General features: G+C 70.6%; 18 protein-coding genes. 13 read left to right on the top strand and 5 right to left on the bottom strand.

Annotated features, from left to right (window positions below):
- The first annotated feature begins 193 nt into the window (after positions 1 to 193).
- Entirely contained in the window at positions 194 to 1,012 is an 819-nt protein-coding gene (locus QUG92_RS05185) for an SDR family oxidoreductase (protein WP_069712837.1), read from the top strand.
- A 153-nt stretch (positions 1,013 to 1,165) separates the two neighbouring features.
- Here the strand turns inward: QUG92_RS05185 and QUG92_RS05180 are convergent, their stop codons facing one another.
- Together QUG92_RS05180 and guaB are read right to left on the bottom strand one after the other, a co-directional pair.
- Complete coding sequence (locus QUG92_RS05180; RefSeq protein WP_289457951.1) at positions 1,166 to 2,047, bottom strand: hypothetical protein; 882 nt, start codon at positions 2,045 to 2,047, stop codon at positions 1,166 to 1,168.
- Between the two features lie 190 nt (positions 2,048 to 2,237).
- Complete coding sequence (guaB, locus tag QUG92_RS05175; protein WP_069712839.1) at positions 2,238 to 3,740, bottom strand: IMP dehydrogenase; 1,503 nt, start codon at positions 3,738 to 3,740, stop codon at positions 2,238 to 2,240.
- A gap of 308 nt (positions 3,741 to 4,048) precedes the next feature.
- Here guaB and QUG92_RS05170 point away from each other — a divergent pair, with 308 nt between their 5' ends.
- The 7 genes from QUG92_RS05170 to QUG92_RS05140 all read left to right on the top strand — a co-directional run bounded on the left by QUG92_RS05170 (position 4,049) and on the right by QUG92_RS05140 (position 11,798).
- Complete coding sequence (locus tag QUG92_RS05170; protein ID WP_223246603.1) at positions 4,049 to 5,491, top strand: branched-chain amino acid ABC transporter permease; 1,443 nt, start codon at positions 4,049 to 4,051, stop codon at positions 5,489 to 5,491.
- 12 nt (positions 5,492 to 5,503) lie between these two features.
- On the top strand, positions 5,504 to 6,490 hold the full coding sequence (locus QUG92_RS05165; RefSeq protein WP_069712841.1) for a branched-chain amino acid ABC transporter permease: 987 nt from the start codon (positions 5,504 to 5,506) through the stop codon (positions 6,488 to 6,490).
- The gene (locus QUG92_RS05160; protein ID WP_069712842.1) at positions 6,483 to 7,370 is read left to right on the top strand and encodes an ABC transporter ATP-binding protein; all 888 of its coding nucleotides are present in this window, start codon (positions 6,483 to 6,485) and stop codon (positions 7,368 to 7,370) included. The genes QUG92_RS05165 and QUG92_RS05160 overlap by 8 nt, the downstream gene beginning before the upstream one ends.
- Positions 7,367 to 8,221: an ABC transporter ATP-binding protein gene (locus tag QUG92_RS05155; RefSeq protein ID WP_289457950.1), complete on the top strand. Its 855-nt coding sequence runs from the start codon at positions 7,367 to 7,369 to the stop codon at positions 8,219 to 8,221. Before QUG92_RS05160 ends, QUG92_RS05155 begins: the two co-directional genes overlap by 4 nt.
- Before the next feature lie 185 nt (positions 8,222 to 8,406).
- The gene (locus tag QUG92_RS05150; protein WP_182045409.1) at positions 8,407 to 8,592 is read left to right on the top strand and encodes a hypothetical protein; all 186 of its coding nucleotides are present in this window, start codon (positions 8,407 to 8,409) and stop codon (positions 8,590 to 8,592) included.
- A gap of 60 nt (positions 8,593 to 8,652) precedes the next feature.
- Positions 8,653 to 9,774 carry a GuaB3 family IMP dehydrogenase-related protein gene (locus QUG92_RS05145; protein ID WP_182045410.1) on the top strand — a complete coding sequence of 374 codons (1,122 nt, stop codon included), beginning with the start codon at positions 8,653 to 8,655 and terminating at the stop codon, positions 9,772 to 9,774.
- A gap of 92 nt (positions 9,775 to 9,866) precedes the next feature.
- Positions 9,867 to 11,798: a glycerol-3-phosphate dehydrogenase/oxidase gene (locus QUG92_RS05140; protein WP_289457949.1), complete on the top strand. Its 1,932-nt coding sequence runs from the start codon at positions 9,867 to 9,869 to the stop codon at positions 11,796 to 11,798.
- Between the two features lie 104 nt (positions 11,799 to 11,902).
- On the opposite strand, the gene QUG92_RS05135 is transcribed toward QUG92_RS05140, so the two are convergent.
- Positions 11,903 to 12,418 carry a hypothetical protein gene (locus QUG92_RS05135; RefSeq protein WP_182045411.1) on the bottom strand — a complete coding sequence of 172 codons (516 nt, stop codon included), beginning with the start codon at positions 12,416 to 12,418 and terminating at the stop codon, positions 11,903 to 11,905.
- Positions 12,419 to 12,492: 74 nt separating this feature from the next.
- On the opposite strand from QUG92_RS05135, the gene QUG92_RS05130 reads away from it, so the two are divergent.
- From QUG92_RS05130 to guaA, 5 genes are read left to right on the top strand one after another with little or no spacing between them, the layout of a single operon-like run.
- Positions 12,493 to 13,023, top strand: a complete 531-nt coding sequence (locus QUG92_RS05130) for a cation:proton antiporter regulatory subunit (RefSeq protein WP_069712847.1) — start codon at positions 12,493 to 12,495, stop codon at positions 13,021 to 13,023.
- 3 nt (positions 13,024 to 13,026) lie between these two features.
- A complete protein-coding gene (locus QUG92_RS05125; protein ID WP_069712848.1) occupies positions 13,027 to 14,523 on the top strand; it encodes a cation:proton antiporter in 1,497 nt (498 codons plus the stop codon).
- 5 nt (positions 14,524 to 14,528) lie between these two features.
- A complete protein-coding gene (locus QUG92_RS05120) occupies positions 14,529 to 15,308 on the top strand; it encodes an SURF1 family cytochrome oxidase biogenesis protein (protein WP_289457948.1) in 780 nt (259 codons plus the stop codon).
- Between the two features lie 10 nt (positions 15,309 to 15,318).
- A complete protein-coding gene (locus tag QUG92_RS05115) occupies positions 15,319 to 15,765 on the top strand; it encodes a DUF3817 domain-containing protein (protein WP_069712890.1) in 447 nt (148 codons plus the stop codon).
- On the top strand, positions 15,762 to 17,342 hold the full coding sequence (guaA, locus tag QUG92_RS05110) for a glutamine-hydrolyzing GMP synthase (protein ID WP_289457947.1): 1,581 nt from the start codon (positions 15,762 to 15,764) through the stop codon (positions 17,340 to 17,342). Before QUG92_RS05115 ends, guaA begins: the two co-directional genes overlap by 4 nt.
- Before the next feature lie 409 nt (positions 17,343 to 17,751).
- Here guaA and QUG92_RS05105 read toward each other — a convergent pair whose 3' ends face one another.
- Together QUG92_RS05105 and QUG92_RS05100 are read right to left on the bottom strand one after the other, a co-directional pair.
- Positions 17,752 to 18,627, bottom strand: a complete 876-nt coding sequence (locus QUG92_RS05105) for a Bax inhibitor-1/YccA family protein (RefSeq protein ID WP_182045415.1) — start codon at positions 18,625 to 18,627, stop codon at positions 17,752 to 17,754.
- A 36-nt stretch (positions 18,628 to 18,663) separates the two neighbouring features.
- Positions 18,664 to 19,716, bottom strand: coding sequence for a DUF817 domain-containing protein (locus tag QUG92_RS05100; RefSeq protein ID WP_289457946.1), 1,053 nt, complete (start codon positions 19,714 to 19,716; stop codon positions 18,664 to 18,666).
- Position 19,717: the final 1 nt, after the last annotated feature.

Below are 19,717 nucleotides of genomic sequence, written 5' to 3'. Positions count from 1 at the left end.
CGTGTGTGTCCAGGATCGACACCTGGACGTTTCGTTACACACCCGTGACGAAACTGAGCAGGCGCACGGGAAGGCCTGATGAGGAGTCCGTCCGGACGGTCTCCGAGGTCTGGAGCGCTCCCTGGACGGCGCCGGATCCGACGTCCGACGGACCCGTGCGGGCACCCCACCGGCCGCGCGTACGGTCCCGGGCATGAGCGACGCAGCTTCCGAGACCACGTTCCGTCCGACCCGAGCCATCGTCACCGGCGCCGAGTCCGGCATCGGCAAGGCCACCGCCGTGGCCCTCGCCGCCGCCGGCATGGACGTCGGCATCACCTACCTGTCCGAACCCGAGCGCGCCGAGGAGACCGCCGCGGAGATCCGGCAGGCCGGACGAAGGGCGTTCGTCGCGCAGATCGACGTGACCCAGCTGGACCGGGCCGGTGCGGTCATCGACGACCTCGCGGCGCAGCTCGGCGGCGTCGACGTCATCGTGGCGGACGCCGGGACCGGCGACAACGCCCCCTTCCTCGACATCACCCTCGAGCAGTGGCGGCACACGGTCGCGACGGACCTCGACGGCGCGTTCGTCACGATCCAGGCGGCTGCACGACGCATGGTCGACCAGGGCACCGGCGGGCGGATCATCGGCATCACGAGCGTGCACGAGCACCAGCCGCGGTACGGGTCGAGCGCGTACGACGCCGCGAAGCACGGGCTGGGCGGGCTGCTCAAGACGATCGCGATCGAGCTCGCGCAGCACGGGATCACCGCCAACGCGGTCGCACCGGGGGAGATCGCGACCCGGATGACCGGCGCCGAGGACGAGGACCCGCACACCATCGACCGCCCGGGGGTGCCGCTCGGTCGTCCGGGCAACGCGTGGGAGATCGCGGCCGCGGTGGCGTTCCTGGCCTCGCCGGCGTCGTCGTACATCACCGGGGTGTCCCTGCCGGTCGACGGCGGCATGCTGCAGATGGGCCCGCACGGCGGCAGCCACATCACGAGCGACGACTGGCGGAGCGCGTAGGGGCCGGCGGGCGGGGGCCGGCCGGGACGCCGTCCGTTCAGCGAGACGCCGTCTGTTCGGCGAGACGCCGTCGGTTCCGGCGGCGTCTCGCCTCTCGGGCGGCGTCCGGCGGTGACGCCGGCGTCTCGGTACACGGACCGCACGTGCACGTGCTCAACGGACGCGGTCGGCCCAGCCGCGCCCGAGCGGCAGCCCGGCCGCGAGCAGGACCGGTGCGAGGAGCCGCGGTGAGACGGCCTCCCGCATCCCCCACCGGGCGAAGCCGACGACCTGCGGGAGGCGTCGGATCGCGTCCTCGCGGCGCTTCTCCGCCCAGAGGGCTCCGGGATCGTCGTACTTCACTCGACCGTCGAACTCGCCGACCACCCCGGCACCGGGCCACCAGAAGTCGACGCGGAAGCGGCCCGCATCGGTGACGAACCCGTGTTGCAGCACCGGGGCGGCGACGCCGAGGTCGCGCATCGTCACGCGGCTGATCGATTCGCCTGCGGATTCGGACGCCGCATCGGCGAGGTCGAGTGCCGTCCTGGCGACGCGGGACCCCCGGCTGCCGGCACGGACAGTGAACGCGCGCTCGAGTTCGTCGGCTCCGACCTCGCCCCGGCGGAGCACGTGGTCGAGCACGAGGACAGCGTGGGTCAGGGACACCCCGTGGACGACGTCGGCGACCGTCCGCAGGAGGGACGTCGCCGCGATCCCGCCCGTGTCCGCCACGTCCGTCGTCGCGAGCATCCCGGCGTGCCGCACGACTCCGCCACCGACGTGGGTCTTCGTCAGTCCGGGGTCGACGACGTGCAACCGCCAGTCCCAGGTGCCGAGTTCGGGGAGGCCCCAGAGGGCGCCGGCGGACCGGTGCGAGACGACGGCCGGGCGCCGGAGCGCGGTGGCGCGCGCCCGCACGACCAGGCGACGTCGGTCGGGCGCGTCGAGGGCGACCCACTCGCTGCGCTCGACGGCGCTCCCGGGGAAGAGACGGACCGGATCATCGAGGTCGGCGGGCCGCCGAGCGATCACCGGCGGGAGCGAGGAGGTCATGGTGAGCAGCTTGGCGACACCGCTGCGCCGGACGGAGGCCGATGTTCGCAGCTGTGGAGTGCCTCCCGGCCAGCGCTTCGTGTGCAGGACGCCGCGAGACGCACCTGTGAACGCCAGACGCCCCCGCCGCGTCGAGACGGCGCCGGATTCGGTGGCGTCTCGACGCGTCGGGGGCGTCTCAGCGAGCGGGTCAGCCTCGGTAGTTCGGGGCCTCGACGACCATCTTGATGTCGTGCGGGTGCGACTCCTTCAGTCCGGCCGCGGTGATGCGGACGAACTTGCCGCGGGCCTTGAGCTCCGGGACGGTCCGGCCGCCGACGTAGAACATCGACTGCCGCAGCCCGCCGACGAGCTGGTAGACGGCGTTCGCCACCGAGCCGCGGTAGGGCACCTGCCCCTCGATGCCCTCGGGGATGAGCTTCTCGTCCGAGGGGACGTCGGCCTGGAAGTAGCGGTCCTTCGAGTACGAGGTCTTCTCGCCGCGGGTCTGCAGGGCGCCGAGGGAGCCCATCCCGCGGTAGGCCTTGTACTGCTTGCCGCCGACGAACACGAGCTCGCCCGGGGACTCGTCGGTGCCTGCGAGGAGCGACCCGAGCATGACGGTGTCCGCACCCGCGACCAGGGCCTTCGCGATGTCGCCGGAGTACTGCAGGCCGCCGTCGGCGATGACCGGCACGCCGGCCTCGCGAGCGGCGAGCGACGCCTCGTACACGGCGGTGACCTGCGGCACGCCGACGCCGGCGACGACGCGGGTGGTGCAGATGGAGCCCGGGCCGACGCCGACCTTGACCGCGTCGACGCCCGCGTCGATGAGCGCCTGGGCGCCCTGACGGGTCGCGACGTTGCCGCCGATGACGTCGATGCCGGCGAACGACGGGTCGGCCTTCAGGCGACGGACCATGTCGAGCACGCCCTCGCTCTCGCCGTTGGCGGTGTCGACGACGAGCACGTCGACGCCCGCGTCACGCAGGGCCTCGGCACGCTGCCAGGCGTCGCCGAAGAACCCGATCGCGGCGCCGACGCGCAGCCGGCCCTCGTCGTCCTTCGTGGCGTCCGGGTACTTCTCGCTCTTGTCGAAGTCCTTCACGGTGATGAGCCCGCGGAGCTTGCCGTCGGCGTCGACGAGCGGCAGCTTCTCGATCTTGTGCTGCGCGAAGATCGCGACCGCTTCCTCGGGGTCGATGCCCTCGGCCGCGGTGATGAGCGGCGCCTTGGTCATGACGTCGCGCACGAGCGTGGTCGCCATCTCGAACGGGGCGACGAAGCGCATGTCCCGGTTCGTGATGATGCCGACGAGCGTGCCGTCCGACTCGACGACCGGCAGGCCGGAGACGCGGAACTGACCGCACACGGCGTCGACGTCGGCGACGGTGGCGTCGGGGGTGGTCGTGACCGGGTTCGTGATCATGCCGGACTCGGAGCGCTTGACCTTGTCGACGTAGGCGGCCTGGTCCTCGATGGACATGTTGCGGTGCAGGATGCCGATGCCGCCCTGGCGCGCCATGGCGATCGCCATCCGGGCCTCGGTGACGGTGTCCATCGCCGCGGAGAGCAGCGGGACGTGCACGTCGATGCGCTTGGTGAGCCGGGACGTCGTGGACGCCTCGCTCGGGATGACGTCGGTGTGCCCCGGCAGGAGCATGACGTCGTCGTACGTGAGTCCGATGAATCCGAACGGATCCGGCTGGTCCATGGGTCCCCTTCGTGGGCGAGGTGAAGTGGTCGGCACCGGGGCGCAACGTCGGGTTCCCGATGGGCCATGGTAACGCGCGCGACCCGCCGGCCATTCCGCTGTCCCCCGAGCCGTCGCGGCACGCGGAGCCGCGGTCGGGGCGAGATCCGGTCCCTGAGAGTCCGTGTACCGGCTGGACGGGCGGTTTCGTGCGGATCTGCGCGGGGTCGGTCACGAAAGCAGCACGATTTGTGCAGGAGACGTGCTGGAAACACGGGGGACACAAAAAATCCCTAGGGTCCTCGACTATCCGAACGAGAGGCTCATCCGTGGGTTCCATCACTCCGCCGGGGTCAGCGCTCATGCGCCGACTCCGCCGTGGGGCACCAGGTCGCAACCGCCTGGTCCTCGCCGCAGTACTCTTCCTCGCCTTCCTCGCAACCTTCGCGGTCGACTGGGCAGTGTCGCCCTCGGCCGAGGCGGCGACGAGCGCCCCGTCCGCCAGCAGCACCCCCGCGAGCAGCAGCCCCGCGGGCAGCGGTGCCGCGACCGGGCCCTGCACGGTCAGTCCGACGAACGGCTGCATCCGGGGCACCATCCTCGACTCCGACCGGAAGCCGGCCGCCGGCATCGACGTCGACGTGGCGGGTGCGGGCGGCTTCGCCCAGACCGCGACCACCGACGACTCCGGCCGCTGGTCCGTCTCGGTCACGACCGCCGGGCAGTACACGGTCAGCGTCGACCAGTCGTCGCTGCCGCGGGGGCAGTACCTGACGAACGCAGCCGACGCCGAGCGCAAGGTGAACGCGACGCTCAACGCCAACGTCGGGCAGATCTTCCAGCTCTCCGACCAGCAGGGCGCGACCACCACCGCGGACACGAGCAGCGTCAGCGCCGCCCGCGCCTGGCAGCAGCTCGCGTCGGGCATCCGACTCGGGCTCCTCATCGCCCTGGCGTCGGTCGGTCTCTCGCTCATCTACGGCACGACCGGCCTGTCGAGCTTCTCCCACGGCGAGCAGGTGACACTCGGCGGCCTCCTCGCCTACGTGTTCGCGAACCAGCTCGGGTGGAACATCTGGGTGACCGGGATCGTGGTCACGCTGCTCTGCGCGGCCACCGGGTACCTGCAGGACGCCGCGATCTGGCGACCGCTGCGGCGTCGGCGGATCAGCCTGACGCAGCTCATGATCGTGACGATCGGGCTCTCGATCGCCGCGCAGTACGCGTTCCAGTACTTCTTCGGCGCCTCGACCGTCCGCATCCAGCAGGGCAACCCGGAGACGGTGACCTTCGCGGGGCTGACGCTGACCGTGCAGTCCTACGTCGCCATGGCGATCGCGCTCGTCGTGCTCGTCGGCACCGGGCTCTTCCTCGCGAAGACCCGCTTCGGCCGGGCCACCCGCGCCGTCTCGGACAACCCGGCGCTCGCCGCGGCGTCCGGCATCGATGTCGACAGGGTCATCCGGTTCGTGTGGACGCTCGCGGCCGGCCTCGCGGGGCTCTCGGGCGTGATGCTCGGCCTGGTCCTCAACGGCGTGAACTGGCAGACGGGCCTCCAGCTGCTGCTGCTCATGTTCGCGTCCGTCACCCTCGGCGGTCTCGGCACGGCCTACGGCGCCCTCGTCGGTTCGATGATCATCGGCATCGTCGTCGAGCTCACGAACCTCGTGCTGCCGGGTGACTTCAAGTACGCCACGGCCCTCGTGATCCTCATCCTCATCCTGCTGTTCCGGCCGCAGGGCATCTTCGGTCGCGCCGAGCGCATCGGCTAAGGGAGCACCGACATGGACTACATCCTCAGCCTGCTGTCGTCACTGACGCAGGAGGCCCTCGCCCCCACCACGGCGGCGTTCGCCCTGGCCGCCATCGGCCTCAACGTGCACTTCGGCCTCACCGGCCTGATCAACATGGGCCAGGCGGCGTTCCTGCTGCTCGGCGCCTACGGCTTCGCGATCTCGATCACGAACGGCCTGCCCTTCGTCATGGCGGTGCTCGTCGCGCTGGCGGTGGCGATCGTCTTCGCGGTCATCCTCGGCATCCCGACCCTGCGGCTGCGCGGCGACTACCTGGCGATCGTGACGATCTCCGGCGCCGAGATCATCCGCATGGTCGGTCGCTCCAGCCTGTTGACGGACACCACCGGCGGTTCGAACGGCATCGCCGGCTCGGCCTACCGCGACCCGTTCAACGCCCTCAGCCCGCTGCCGGACGGCACCACGAGCATCCTCTGGTTCACCTACTCGAACAACGGCGTCAACGGCTGGTGGATCCGCATCGCCGCCTGGGGCCTCGTCGCGCTCTTCACCCTCGTGCTCTTCCTGCTCATGCGCAGCCCGTGGGGTCGTGTCGTGAAGGCCATCCGCGAGGACGAGGACGCCGTGCGGTCCCTCGGCAAGAACGTCTACTCGTACAAGATGCAGGCGCTCGTGTTCGGTGGCGCGCTCGGTGCGCTCGCCGGGGTCATCTACGTCCTGCCGAGCTCCGTGCAACCGGATGCCATGGGTCGCTCGATGACCTTCTTCATCTGGACGGCACTCATCCTCGGTGGCGCCGCGACCGTCTTCGGTCCGGTGCTCGGGGCGATCCTGTTCTTCGTCGTGCGGCTCTTCGTCCGCACCCTGGCCGGGGACTTCATCCCCGACTCGATCATGAACGCGCAGCAGGCAGAGCAGTTCTCCTACGTGCTCGTCGGCATCGCGCTCATGCTCCTCATCGTGTTCCGGCCACAGGGACTCCTGGGCAACAAGAAGGAGCTGTCGTTCAGTGTCTGAGACGTACACCCACACGAAGTCCGACCCGATCCTCACGGTCGACGGCGTCACCCGGCACTTCGGCGGCATGACCGCCGTCGACGTCGACCACCTCGAGGTGCAGCGCGGCACCATCACCGCCCTCATCGGTCCGAACGGCGCCGGCAAGACGACGTTCTTCAACCTGCTGACCGGCTTCGACAAGCCGAGCCCCGGTGCGACGACCCGCTTCAACGGCGACACGCTCCAGAAGACGAGCGCGACGCACATCGCGAACAAGGGCATGGTCCGCACGTTCCAGCTCACGAAGGCGCTGAGCCGCCTGACGGTGATGCAGAACATGCTGCTCGGCGCCCGCGACCAGCCGGGGGAGAACTTCTTCGTCGGCCTGGTCCCGGCACTGTGGCGGAAGCGCGAGCGGGAGATCACCGCGAAGGCCGAGGACCTGCTCGCCCGCTTCAAGCTCCTCGAGAAGCAGGACGACTACGCCGGATCGCTCTCGGGCGGCCAGCGGAAGCTCCTCGAGATGGCGCGGGCGCTCATGTCCGACCCGACGATGATCATGCTCGACGAGCCGATGGCGGGCGTGAACCCTGCGCTCACCCAGTCGCTCCTCGGGCACATCCAGTCCCTGCGCGACGACGGCATGACCGTGCTGTTCGTCGAGCACGACATGCACATGGTCCGGCACATCTCGGACTGGGTCGTCGTGATGGCCGAGGGCAAGGTCGTCGCCGAGGGGCCGGCCGACACGGTGATGGACGACCGTGCCGTCATCGACGCGTACCTCGGCGCGCACCACGACACCGACCTGGGCGACGACTCGCTCCTCAACGAGGAGACCTACGAGGAGCTGGCCGAAGAGGTCAAGGAAGAAGACGAGCAGGAGGCGACCCGATGACCGACGCAACGAACGCAGCGGACGCGAGCCGCGCCTCCAGTCCGACGACGGACGCGACGAACGCGACGGGCGCGACGGGCGCGACGGGCGCGACCGCGACCGCGACCGCCACCGTCGAACCCGTCCTCACCGCGAAGAACCTCGTCGCCGGCTACCTGCCCGGCGTCAACATCCTGAACGGCTGCGACCTCGACTGCTACCCGGGCGAGCTCATCGGCATCATCGGCCCGAACGGCGCCGGCAAGTCGACGCTGCTCAAGGCCCTGTTCGGCCTGGTCTCCATCCGCGAGGGCTCCGTGAGCCTGCAGGGCGAGGACATCACGAACCTCAAGGCGAACAAGCTCGTGCAGGCCGGTGTCGGCTTCGTGCCGCAGACGAACAACGTGTTCCCCTCGCTCTCGATCGAGGAGAACCTGCAGATGGGCCTGTACCTCCGCCCGAAGAAGTTCGCCGAGCGGCTCGAGGTCATCTACGACCTGTTCCCGGTGCTCGGGCAGCGGCGCACCCAGCGGGCGGGCTCCCTGTCCGGTGGTGAGCGGCAGTCGGTCGCGATGGCGCGTGCGCTCATGATGGACCCGAAGGTGCTGCTGCTCGACGAGCCCTCCGCGGGCCTGTCGCCGGTGCGGCAGGACGAGACCTTCATCCGGACGCGTCGGATCAACAAGGCCGGGGTGTCGATCATCATGGTCGAGCAGAACGCGCGACGCTGTCTGCAGATCTGCGATCGTGGGTACGTGCTCGACCAGGGGAGGAACGCGTACTCGGGCACCGGGCGTGAGCTCGCCGACGACCCGAAGGTCATCGAGCTCTACCTGGGGACGCTCGCCAAGGACGTCGACTCCGCTCGCTGAGCGGGGTCGGCCCGCGGGTACTGCTGTGGGGGTGGTACCCGCACCCGACGGAGCCGCGCTGGCTGCTGATGCGCCGCGCGGCTCCGTCCTCACGTGACGGCGAGCGGTGCGTTCCACCTCCGCCACCCGCGTGCGCCCCGGCCTGGAGGCACGGCCCGCCTCCGCCCGTCGGCTAGCGTGACGCCGTGCGCACCCCCGGCCCCCTCGTGCTCGACGCCCTCGTCTGGGTCGTCTTCGCCGTGCTCTTCGTCGGCGCCGCACTCCTGGTGAAGGTCGCGGCCGCCCTGCTCGCCGCGCTCGTCGTGCTCGCGCTCCTGCTCGGCCTGGTCCTGCGGGCGATCCGGAAGCGGCGCGTCCGACCCCCTCGGTGACCGGCGCTGCTGCACCGTCCACCCGTCCCACTCCTGGGGGCCGCCCGCTAGGCTTGCCCGGTGACTGAAGTCGAGATCGGTGCAGGCAAGCGCGGACGTCGGGCGTACGCGTTCGACGACATCGCGGTGGTCCCTTCGCGGCGCACCCGCGACCCGCAGGACGTCAGCGTCCAGTGGTCGATCGACGCCTTCACGTTCGAGGCCCCGATCCTCGCGGCACCGATGGACTCGGTTTCCTCGCCCGCCACGGTCATCCAGATGGGCCGGCTCGGCATCCTCGGCGTGCTCGACCTCGAGGGCCTGTGGACCCGGTACGAGGACCCGACGCCCTTCTACGACGAGATCAGGACGCTGACCGACGGCAACGTCACGAAGCGCATGCAGGAGATCTACGCCGAGCCGGTCAAGGCCGAGCTGATCACCGCGCGCCTGGCCGAGATCCGCGCCGCCGGGGTCCCGGTCGCCGGGTCGCTCAGCCCCCAGCGCACGCAGGAGTTCTCGCAGACCGTCGTCGACGCCGGTGTCGACCTGTTCGTCATCCGCGGCACCACGGTGTCGGCGGAGCACGTGTCGCAGGAGACCGAGCCCCTCAACCTCAAGAAGTTCATCTACGAGCTCGACGTCCCCGTGATCGTCGGTGGCGCCTCGACCTACACCGCAGCCCTGCACCTCATGCGCACCGGTGCCGCCGGCGTGCTCGTCGGCTTCGGCGGTGGTGCGGCGTCCACGACCCGTGCCGCCCTCGGCATCCACGCGCCGATGGCGACCGCGGTGGCGGACATCGCCGGCGCCCGCCGCGACTACATGGACGAGTCCGGCGGCCGGTACGTGCACGTCATCGCGGACGGCGGCCTCGACACCGCCGGCGACGTCGTCAAGGCGATCGCGATGGGCGCGGACGCCGTCATGCTCGGCACCGCCCTGGCTCGCGCCACCGAGGCGCCCGGCGGTGGCTTCCACTGGGGTGCCGAGGCGCACCACCCGGAGCTGCCCCGCGGCCGCCGGGTCGAGGTGGGCACGATCGCCCCGCTCGAGAACGTGCTGAACGGCCCGACCCCGACCTGGGACGGCCGGGCGAACATCGTCGGTGCCCTGCGTCGCTCGATGGCCACCACCGGATACTCCGACGTCAAGGAGTTCCAGCGAGTAGAAGTGGTCGTGGCGCCGTACCACCAGCAGTGACGGTGGCACCCGTGCTCCCGCGCGGGTGACGCCTTCGGTGCCGACCGTGCGCGGAGGCCGGCTCCGTGCGCGCAACCCGCACGGAGGCGACGATGGCCAAGCCAGCCAGCAGCAGCACGCAGACCAGTACGGACGCGACGACCGCGGGTGCCGCGAGCACCGTTCACGACGCGGAGCACGAGCACACCGCCCAGGGCAGCGGCGTCGGCTTCGACCCGTCCGCCAAGCTCGGCCCGGACGAGCGCGCCGCGACGATCGAGGCGCTGAAGACACGCGAGCTCGACGTCCTGGTGGTCGGCGGCGGGATCGTCGGCGGCGGCAGTGCGCTCGACGCGGTCACCCGCGGCCTGAGCGTCGGCATCGTCGAGGCCCGCGACTGGGGCTCGGGCACGTCGAGCCGTTCGTCGAAGCTCGTGCACGGCGGCATCCGCTACCTCGAGCAGCTCAACTTCGCCCTCGTCCGCGAGGCCCTGATCGAACGCGGTCTGCTCCTGCAGCGGATCGCCCCGCACCTCGTGAAGCCGGTCCGCTTCCTCTACCCGCTCAACCACCGCGTGTGGGAGCGCTTCTACATCGGCATCGGCATGGCGATGTACGACGTGTTCAGCTGGTCCGGCGGCCGTCCGCCCGGCGTCCCGCACCACCGGCACCTCAGCCGCAAGCAGGTCCTCCGGAACATGCCGGGTCTGAAGAAGGACGCCTTCGTCGGCGGCATGACCTACTACGACGCCCAGGTCGACGACGCCCGCTACGTCGCCTCGCTCGTCCGCACGGCCGCGTCCTACGGCGCGCTCGCCGCGAGCCGGGTCCGCATCGAGGGCTTCATCAAGGTCGGGGAGCGGGTCGTCGGCGCGCACGCGCACGACATCCAGACCGGCGAGAAGTTCGACATCCGGGCGAAGCAGGTCGTCAACGCGACCGGCGTCTGGACGGACGACACCCAGGCGATGGTCGGCACCCGCGGTCAGTTCAAGGTGCGGGCGTCGAAGGGCGTGCACCTCGTCATCCCGCGCGACCGCTTCCAGTCGAACACGGGCATGATCCTCCGCACCGAGAAGAGCGTGCTCTTCGTGATCCCGTGGGGCCGCCACTGGCTGGTCGGCACGACGGACACCGACTGGAACCTCGACAAGGCGCACCCGGCGGCGACCGCGGCGGACATCGACTACATCCTCGAGCACGTCAACAAGGTCCTCGCGGTCCCGCTGACCCGGGAGGACGTCGAGGGCGTGTACGCGGGCCTCCGCCCGCTCCTCGCCGGGGAGTCCGACCAGACCTCGCAGCTGAGCCGCGAGCACGTCGTCGCGCACACCGTGCCCGGCCTGGTGGTCGTCGCCGGCGGCAAGTGGACGACCTACCGCGTGATGGGCAAGGACGCCATCGACGAGGCAGTCGCGGCGATGGACGGCAAGATCCCCGGGTCGACGACCGAGGACATCCCGCTGCTCGGCGCCGAGGGCTACCCGGCCGCCTGGAACCGCCGCAGCCGCACCGCGCGGACGTTCGGCGTGCACAAGGTCCGGATCGAGCACCTGCTGAACCGGTACGGCACGCTCGCGACCGAGGTCCTGCAGCTCGTCAAGGACGACCCGTCGCTCGCCGAGCCGCTGCCCCAGGCGGACGACTACATCGGCGCCGAGGTCGTGTACGCGGCCTCGCACGAGGGTGCCCTGCACCTGGAGGACGTCCTCGCCCGCCGCACTCGCATCTCGATCGAGGCGTGGGACCGCGGTGAGGAGGCAGCCCCGGTCGCGGCGAAGCTCATGGCCGGTGTGCTCGGCTGGGACCAGGAGACCACCGAGAACGAGGTCGCGAACTACCTGAAGCGCGTCGCCGCGGAGCGCGAGTCGCAGCTGCAGCCCGACGACCAGTCCGCCGACCGGGTGCGCCTGGAGGCGCCGGACATCGCGTTCGGCTTCGACGAGGACGACGTCGTGGTCGGCGGCGGCCGCTCCAGCGGCGCGGAGGGCGCGAAGGCGTCCGACGAGCAGGTCGTCGGCGAGAAGACGAGCGAACCGAAGTAGGGACGGACGGACGGGAGGCGCGTGGCGACCCCGCCACGCGCCTCCCGTCCGTCGCCTGGTCCCGCTCCGTTCGCGGGGCGCGACCTCGGCGGTTGCCCGCAGCGCTACCCCGCTGCGAGCTGCTGCCGACGTTGCGTGTTGCGGGTCCGGATCATCGTCGCGAACAGCACACCCGGGATCGCGACGAGCGCGGCGATGCTGGTCAGGTACAGCACGCCGGCCCAGATCGTGTGGGCGGCGCCGTCGGTCGGCCACGAGTCGGCCACGTCCATGCCGAGGAAGAAGCCCGACTGGAACGTCGCGAGCCCTCCGGCGGCGAGGACGCCGAGGTGGAGCACCGCGATGACCGTCGCCGGCAACCGCGATGCGAGCCCGACGGCCGCCGCGGTCACGGCCAACCCGATCCCGATGCCCGCCACCACGATCACCCCGACGACGTCCTGCGTCACGTCGTTGCTGACGTCGACCCGGGCGTAGATCTGCGCCAGCGAACGACCCGGCACCGCCGCGAGCGGGTCGAGCACGAGCGCGTTCACGGCCAGCAGAGCCGCGTACGCCGCGACGACCACCACCCCGACGACGGCGACGACGATGCGGACGGACCCCCGAGTGTTCCCCATGGGACGACCGTAGCGCGCGGAATGCCCGGCACGACCCGGTGGTTATCATCGGGGTACTCACCAAGGGAGCCATCATGGTCGACGTCCATCGCGTCAAACTCCCCGGAGTCGGCGTGCTGCACAGCTTCTACACCGACGACGGTGGCAAGTGCGGTGTCATCACGCACCGGTCGGGGCACTCCGACCTCATCTCGTTCGCCGACGTCTCCGACGGCGCGGACAAGTCCGAGAAGGTCTCGCTGCGCCTGAGCGAGGACGAGGCGCACACCCTCGCCGAACTGCTCGGCGGCACCCGGATCACCGAGGGCCTCGACAAGCTCGACGAGATCCCCGGCCTGTCGATCGACTGGTTCAGCGTCGACTACGAGGACGCCATCGCGGGCAAGCCCCTCGGTGACCTGCACCACTCGGGCTTCATCGGCCTGACCGTCGTCGCCGTCGTGCGCGGCGACAGCGCCAACCCCGCCCCCTCGCCGGACTTCGTCGTGTTCCCCGGTGACACCATCGTCGTCGCCGGTTCGCCCGAGAAGGTCGCCAAGGCGTTCTCCTTCTACCGCAGCGGACAGCTGGCGGCGGCGGCCGCCGAGGCGCCGCCCGGGAGCTAGCCGGTGCACCTGGGTGGTGAGCTGCTGACCATCGGCGGCCTGTTCATCATCGCCTACGTCCTCGGACGCCTGGGCAAGACCATCGGTCTGCCCGCCATCCCGATCTACATGGTGGTCGGGCTCATCGCGAGCCCGCACACCCCCTGGATCGGCCTCAACGTCGAGTCCCACACGATCGAGCTCATCGCGACGTTCGGACTCATCCTCCTGCTCTTCAACCTGGGGTTGGAGTTCGACCAGGAGGAGTTCTACGGCAACGCCGGCAAGCTCCTGGTCTCCGGTGGCACGTACGTCGCGATCAACATGGGCGTCGGCTTCGCCTTCGGGTTCTCGCTCGGCTGGGGCACGCGTGAGGCCCTGATCATCGCGGGCATGACCGCGACGTCGTCGAGCGCGATCGTGACGAAGCTCCTCATCGAGCTGCGACGGCTCGCGAACGACGAGACGCCGATGATCCTCGGGGTCACCGTCATCGAGGACGTCTTCATCGCCGTCTACCTGGCGATCGTGTCCGTGGTGCTCTCCGGTGACACGAACCTCTGGGCGGTCGTCGGCAAGCTCGGGCTGGCGTTCGGCTTCCTCATCGTGATGTTCACGCTCGCCCGGTTCGCCGGCAAGTGGGTGTCGAAGATCTTCGCGACCCGCGACGACGAGCTCTTCACGGTGCTGTTCTTCGGCCTCGCGGTCATGTTCGGTGGCATCGGCGACCTGCTCGGGGTGACGGACGCGATCGGTGCGTTCGTGATCGGCCTGCTCTGCGGCGCGACCCGCTACCGGGACCGCATCGAGCAGCTCGCCCTGCCGATGCGCGACGTGTTCGCGGCCTTCTTCTTCGTGAACTTCGGCCTCGGGCTCGACCTGTCGACGTTCGGCGAGGTGCTCTGGCCCGTCCTCGGCGCGATCGGCATGACCGTCGTGCTCAACGCGGTCGCCGGGCAGCTCGTCGCACGCATGAACGGCTTCGACGTCCAGCAGGGCATCAACACCGCGGTGATCCTGGTGAACCGCGGCGAGTTCGCGCTCATCCTCGCGACGCTGTCGGCTGCCGCCGGCCTGGAGGCGCGGATCACCGCCTTCGCGGGCCTCTACGTCCTCGTGATGGCCGTGCTCGGTCCGCTGCTCGCCGTGAACTCGGACCGGATCGGCCGCCTCGTGGTGCGTCCGGCACGCGTGGCGCGGCTGCGCACGCGCCTGCGCGCCCGGCTCGGCCGTGGTGGCGCGGGCAGGCCCGGTGCCGTCCCCGCCGGGCCGGCGCTCGACGAGGCGATCGAGACCGCCGCCGTGGCCGGCGTCGCCGACCAGGACGCCGCCGCTGCTGCGCGCAAGGCCGAGCGTGACCGGCAGTTCGCGGAGGAGTTCGCCCTCGTGGAGGCAGCGGGCAGGGAAGAGCGCGACAATGGGTCACCGGGGCCGACGACGGGCGAACCCGTGACGTCGCCGGTCGAGATCCCCGCCGAGCGTCCGAAGCGCCCGGCCCGCCAGCGCGATCCGGAGTACTGATACAGATGTGGGCCGTAGCCCGACGACCGAGGTGGATCGCGCTGCTCCTGCTGGCGCTCGTGCTCGCGGGGGTGTTCGCGGGGCTCGGCAAGTGGCAGCTCGAGCGGAGCATCGCGAACGGCAAGCCGCTGCCGGAGACGACCGAGACGCGCCGCGACCTCGACGCCGTGACGCAGCCCGGGGCGGGCGCACCCGAGACCATCGCGGGCCAGAAGGTCACCGTCACCGGGACCTTCGTCGCGGGCGACACCACGATCCTGACCGGTCGCTCCGGTGGCGGGACCTACCAGACCATCGGTCACCTGGTCGACGCGCAGAGCGGCGCGAGCCTGCCCGTCGTGATCGGCTGGTCCGACCGACGTGACGCGGCCACCGCGGGCGGCGACCGCCTGGCCGACGGCGACGAGGTGACGGTCGAGGGACGGTACTACCCGGCGGAGTCACCCGACCAGGACGCCTACACGAAGGGCGAGTTCTCGGCGGTCGCGCCCGCGCGCTTCGTGAACACCTGGAAGGCGTTCGACGACCGGATGTACATCGGGTACGTCGTCGCCGACGGCACCACGGCGCAGGCGGCCGGCCTCGGCACCATCGCCGACCGCGCCCCGACGCGCGAGATCCAGTTCGACTGGCTCAACCTCTTCTACGCGATCGAGTGGGTCGTCTTCGCCGGCTTCGCCGTGTTCCTCTGGTACCGCTTCGTGAAGGACGCCTTCGAGCGCGAGGAAGAAGAGCGTCGTGAGGCCGCACTCAGCGTCGACGGGGCCCTGGTCGACCGACGGTAGGATGGACCGCATGGCCTTGACCGTCCGCACCCGTGACATCCCCAAGATCCCGGGAGCCGTCAAGTGGTACCGGGTCTCGGCGTACATCACCGGTGTGCTGCTGCTCGCCCTCGTCATCGAGGTGATCATCAAGTACACGCCGCTGCAGCTCGAGATGCAGCTCGGCAACGGGCCGTTCTTCGTGCCGAACGGCACGGCGGGCGAGGCCCCCGGCACGTTCAACCTGTCGATCGCGATCCTCATCGCCCACGGGTGGCTCTACGTGCTCTACCTCTTCACCGACTTCCGCCTGTGGAGCATCATGCGCTGGAGGCCGACCCGCTTCCTGCTCATCGCCCTCGGCGGCATCATCCCGTTCATGTCCTTCGTGGTCGAGCACCGCATGCAGAAGCGGGCCATGGACACCTACCACGAGCTGACCGCTGCGCAGCAGCGTGAGAAGGAGGCCGCTCGGTGAGCGAGACCGAACAGCGACCCGTCCTCGTCGTCGACTTCGGCGCCCAGTACGCGCAGCTGATCGCACGTCGTGTGCGTGAGGCGAACGTCTACAGCGAGATCGTCCCGCACTCGATCACGGCGGAGGAGATCCGCGAGAAGGACCCGGCGGCCATCGTGCTGTCCGGTGGTCCCTCGTCGGTCTACGAGGACGGCGCCCCGTCGCTCGACGGCGAGATCCTCGACCTCGGCGTCCCCGTGCTCGGCATCTGCTACGGCTTCCAGGCCATGGCGAAGTCGCTCGGTGGCGAGGTCGCACACACCGGTCAGCGCGAGTACGGCGCGACCGACGTGACCGTCTCGGGCACCGACAGCGTGCTGCTCGGCGCCCAGCCGGCCTCGCAGGTCACCTGGATGTCGCACGGCGACTCGGTGGCCAAGGCGCCGGAGGGCTTCGACGTCCTCGCGTCGAGCGCCTCGACCCCCGTCGCCGCCTTCGCCTCGGACGAGCGCAAGCTCTACGGCGTGCAGTGGCACCCGGAGGTCAAGCACTCCGCGTACGGCCAGGCCGTGCTCGAGAACTTCCTGCACCGCGCCGCCGGGCTCCCCGGCGACTGGAACTCCGCGAACGTCATCGAGGAGCAGGTCGAGCGGATCCGCGCGCAGGTCGGTTCGGCACGCGTGATCGCCGGACTCTCCGGCGGCGTCGACTCCGCGGTGGCCGCGGCGATCGTGCACAAGGCCGTCGGTGACCAGCTCACCTGCGTGTTCGTCGACCACGGGCTCCTCCGTGCCGACGAGCGCAAGCAGGTCGAGGAGGACTACGTCGCCTCCACCGGTGTCCGCTTGGTCACGGTCGACGCGGAGCAGCAGTTCCTCGACGCCCTGGCCGGCGTGAGCGACCCCGAGCAGAAGCGCAAGATCATCGGGCGCGAGTTCATCCGCACGTTCGAGGCGGCGGCCGAGGCCCTGGTGCTCGAGGCCCGCGGCGACGACGACGCCGGCGAGGTCAAGTTCCTCGTGCAGGGCACGCTCTACCCCGACGTCGTCGAGTCCGGCGGCGGTTCGGGCACGGCGAACATCAAGTCGCACCACAACGTCGGCGGCCTGCCCGAGGACATGACCTTCGAGCTGGTCGAGCCGCTGCGCACCCTGTTCAAGGACGAGGTCCGTGCGGTCGGTCGCGAGCTCGGGCTGCCCGAGGTCATCGTCGGCCGTCAGCCGTTCCCCGGACCGGGGCTCGGCATCCGCATCGTCGGCGAGGTCACCAAGGACCGTCTCGAGCTGCTCCGCGCGGCCGACAAGATCGCGCGCGAGGAGCTCACCGCGGCCGGCCTCGACGAGGAGATCTGGCAGTGCCCGGTCGTCCTGCTCGCCGACGTCCGCTCCGTGGGCGTCCAGGGCGACGGCCGCACGTACGGGCACCCGATCGTGCTCCGTCCGGTCTCGTCGGAGGACGCCATGACCGCCGACTGGACGCGCCTGCCGTACGACACCCTGGCGAAGATCTCGAACCGCATCACGAACGAGGTCCCCGACGTGAACCGCGTCGTGCTCGACGTCACGAGCAAGCCGCCGGGGACGATCGAGTGGGAGTGATCACCCCTGACGCCCCGAGGGCCCGGTACGCACGGCGTGCCGGGCCCTCGTGCGTGCGGGGCGCTCCGGAGCCCCTCGCTCGAGGTTCCACAACTGCGGCATCTCGGCGCTCCGCCCGCCCACTCCTGGAACCGCGACGACGCCTGCGCGGCGAGTCCTGGAACCCGGGGGGAGCGGTCCCGGGCGCGCCAACCAGCGGGCAGGACGTGCCGGACGCCGAGCGGTCTACACGGCAGCGAGCGGGCAGGACACGCCGCGCGGTGGTCCCCGAAAGGGTGAGATTCGTCGCTCGGCGCCGTTGAGCGTGACGGATCGGGCCCGCTCGGCGACGGGGAGCGGGGCGGCAGTCTCCCGGGAACGACGAAGGGCCCCGGCGTGTGCCGGGGCCCTTCGGACGAGCGGGTGCGGGTCAGTCGCGGTTGCTCGCGAGCAGGGCGAGGATGCGCAGGATCTCGATGTAGAGCCACACCAGGGTGACGATGAGACCGAACGCCGCCGTCCACGCGTAGATGCGCGGGGCGCCGCGCTGGACACCGGTCTTGATCTGGTCGAAGTCGAGGATCAGCGAGTACGCCGCCATCAGGACCACGAAGACGCCGATCAGGACACCCCACGGGATGCCGAACAGGAAGCTCGGCTCACTGCGGAGCCCCTGCGCCCCGGTGGTCACGCCCGTGAGCATCAGGACCAGGTTGACGAGCGAGAACGCCAGGTACCCGACCATCGCGATGAGGAAGAAGCGGGTGAGCTTCGGCGTGGCCCGGACCTTGCCGGACGAGAACAGCAGCAGGGTCACGGCGAAGACGCCGAGCGTTCCGAAGACCGCCTGCGCGACGATGCCGTCCGACTGCGCGTTGAACGCTGCCGAGATGCCACCGACGAACAGGCCCTCGAAGAACGCGTACGCCAGGACCAGGCCCGGCGACGGCTTCTTCTTGAACGTGTTGACGAGCGCCAGCACGAAGCCGACGATCGCGCCGACGATCCAGACGATGGGCGGCAGGTTCCAGCCGGCGACGGCGCCGACGAGGAGCACGCCGAACGCCAGGAGCGTCTTGACGATGGTGTCCTCGTACGACATCCGGTCGGTGTCGACCGGGTTCGCCGTCGGGCGGTCGTACATGTACTGCAGCTGCTCGGGCGTCATGCCGCCCTGCTGCGGGTACTGCCCCTGCTGTGGGGTGCGTCCCCAGCCCGCCTGCTGCTGACCAGCGCCGGCGCCCCAGGCGCCACGGCCCTGGTCGTTGAAGGCGGGGGACTGGTCGAAACCGGGCTTGAAGGCCATGGTGTCCTCTTCCTTGGAGATTCGAGTCCTCTCAGCCTAGGGGCGCTGCACCGCGGAAGGCTGAGGATTCGCGGCGAGCGGAAGCGGGTCCTGACGGTCCCGACCCGCGGAGCCTACGGGCGTGGTCTGCGTGCGCGCCCCGAGCCGGTGGGGAACCAGCCGACCGTCTGCCGCAGCCGAGGCGGCGGGGTCGGGCCGTGCCTCCAGGCCGGGTCGGGGTCCGTCGGGACCGCAGCGCACCTGCGGGTACAGCCACGAGACCAGGGCGACCGAGATCACCATGAGGAGCAGCCAGGCGACGATCTTCGTCGGTGCGACCGGCTGCCACCCGGCGGCCTGCGCCGGGTAGGACCACGCACCCGCCCAGGTGGCGACGTCCTCCGCGAGCCAGATGAACAGCGCGACCAGCGACATCGCCAGCAGGACCGGCATCCGCAGCGTCGCACGGTGGACGCGCACGTGCATCGTCGTCCGGGCGAACAGCGCCACGACGAGCGCGAGCAGCAGCCAGCGGGCATCCCACACGAAGTGGTGACCGAAGAAGTTCGCGTAGATGCCCACCGCGACCCCCACGAGCAGCCACTGTCGCGGGTACCGGTCGAACCGCAGGTCGAACAGCCGCACGACCCGCACCATGTACGAGCCGACCGCGCCGTACATGAAGCCGGAGAAGAGCGGGACGCCCGCCACGACCAGCCAGCCGCCGGTGCCGTACTCCCACGAGCCGACGTGGGTCTTGAAGACCTCCATCACGGTGCCGACCACGTGGAAGACGAGGACGACGCGGAGCTCCCGGACGGTCTCGAGGCCGAACACGAGCATGCCGACCTGCAGTGCGACCGCGGCCAGCGTGAGCACGTCGTTGCGGGCGACCGGCGCCCCGGCCGGCCAGGTGAGGTGCACGACGGCCATCGTCGCGAGCAGCAGCGCCCCGAACGCGCACGCCCAGGCCTGCTTCGCCCCGAACACCAGGAACTCGGTGACGGCGAGCCGGACGGGGCGGTGCGGCTGGTGCCCGGCGTCGAGCAGGCGGCGTGCGGCGCGGTCGATGCGGGCCTCGACGGCGGTGGAGAGGTGTCGGACGGTCACG

It is taken from the genome of Curtobacterium citri (genome assembly GCF_030362955.1).
GTDB lineage: Bacteria > Actinomycetota > Actinomycetes > Actinomycetales > Microbacteriaceae > Curtobacterium > Curtobacterium citri.
The sequence above is the reverse complement of the archived record's forward strand: the minus strand, read 5'-3'. Positions and strand labels throughout refer to the sequence as shown.

Excerpts from the sequence above, each read along its gene's own strand:
- QUG92_RS05135 (WP_182045411.1), bottom strand. The coding sequence starts at position 12,418 with ATGGGGAACACTCGGGGGTCCGTCCGCATCGTCGTCGCCGTCGTCGGG.
- QUG92_RS05115 (WP_069712890.1), top strand. The coding sequence starts at position 15,319 with ATGGCCTTGACCGTCCGCACCCGTGACATCCCCAAGATCCCGGGAGCC.
- guaB (WP_069712839.1), bottom strand. The coding sequence starts at position 3,740 with ATGGACCAGCCGGATCCGTTCGGATTCATCGGACTCACGTACGACGAC.
- QUG92_RS05165 (WP_069712841.1), top strand. The coding sequence starts at position 5,504 with ATGGACTACATCCTCAGCCTGCTGTCGTCACTGACGCAGGAGGCCCTC.
- QUG92_RS05180 (WP_289457951.1), bottom strand. The coding sequence starts at position 2,047 with ATGACCTCCTCGCTCCCGCCGGTGATCGCTCGGCGGCCCGCCGACCTC.
- QUG92_RS05185 (WP_069712837.1), top strand. The coding sequence starts at position 194 with ATGAGCGACGCAGCTTCCGAGACCACGTTCCGTCCGACCCGAGCCATC.
- QUG92_RS05140 (WP_289457949.1), top strand. The coding sequence starts at position 9,867 with ATGGCCAAGCCAGCCAGCAGCAGCACGCAGACCAGTACGGACGCGACG.
- QUG92_RS05155 (WP_289457950.1), top strand. The coding sequence starts at position 7,367 with ATGACCGACGCAACGAACGCAGCGGACGCGAGCCGCGCCTCCAGTCCG.
- QUG92_RS05120 (WP_289457948.1), top strand. The coding sequence starts at position 14,529 with ATGTGGGCCGTAGCCCGACGACCGAGGTGGATCGCGCTGCTCCTGCTG.
- QUG92_RS05130 (WP_069712847.1), top strand. The coding sequence starts at position 12,493 with ATGGTCGACGTCCATCGCGTCAAACTCCCCGGAGTCGGCGTGCTGCAC.
- QUG92_RS05105 (WP_182045415.1), bottom strand. The coding sequence starts at position 18,627 with ATGGCCTTCAAGCCCGGTTTCGACCAGTCCCCCGCCTTCAACGACCAG.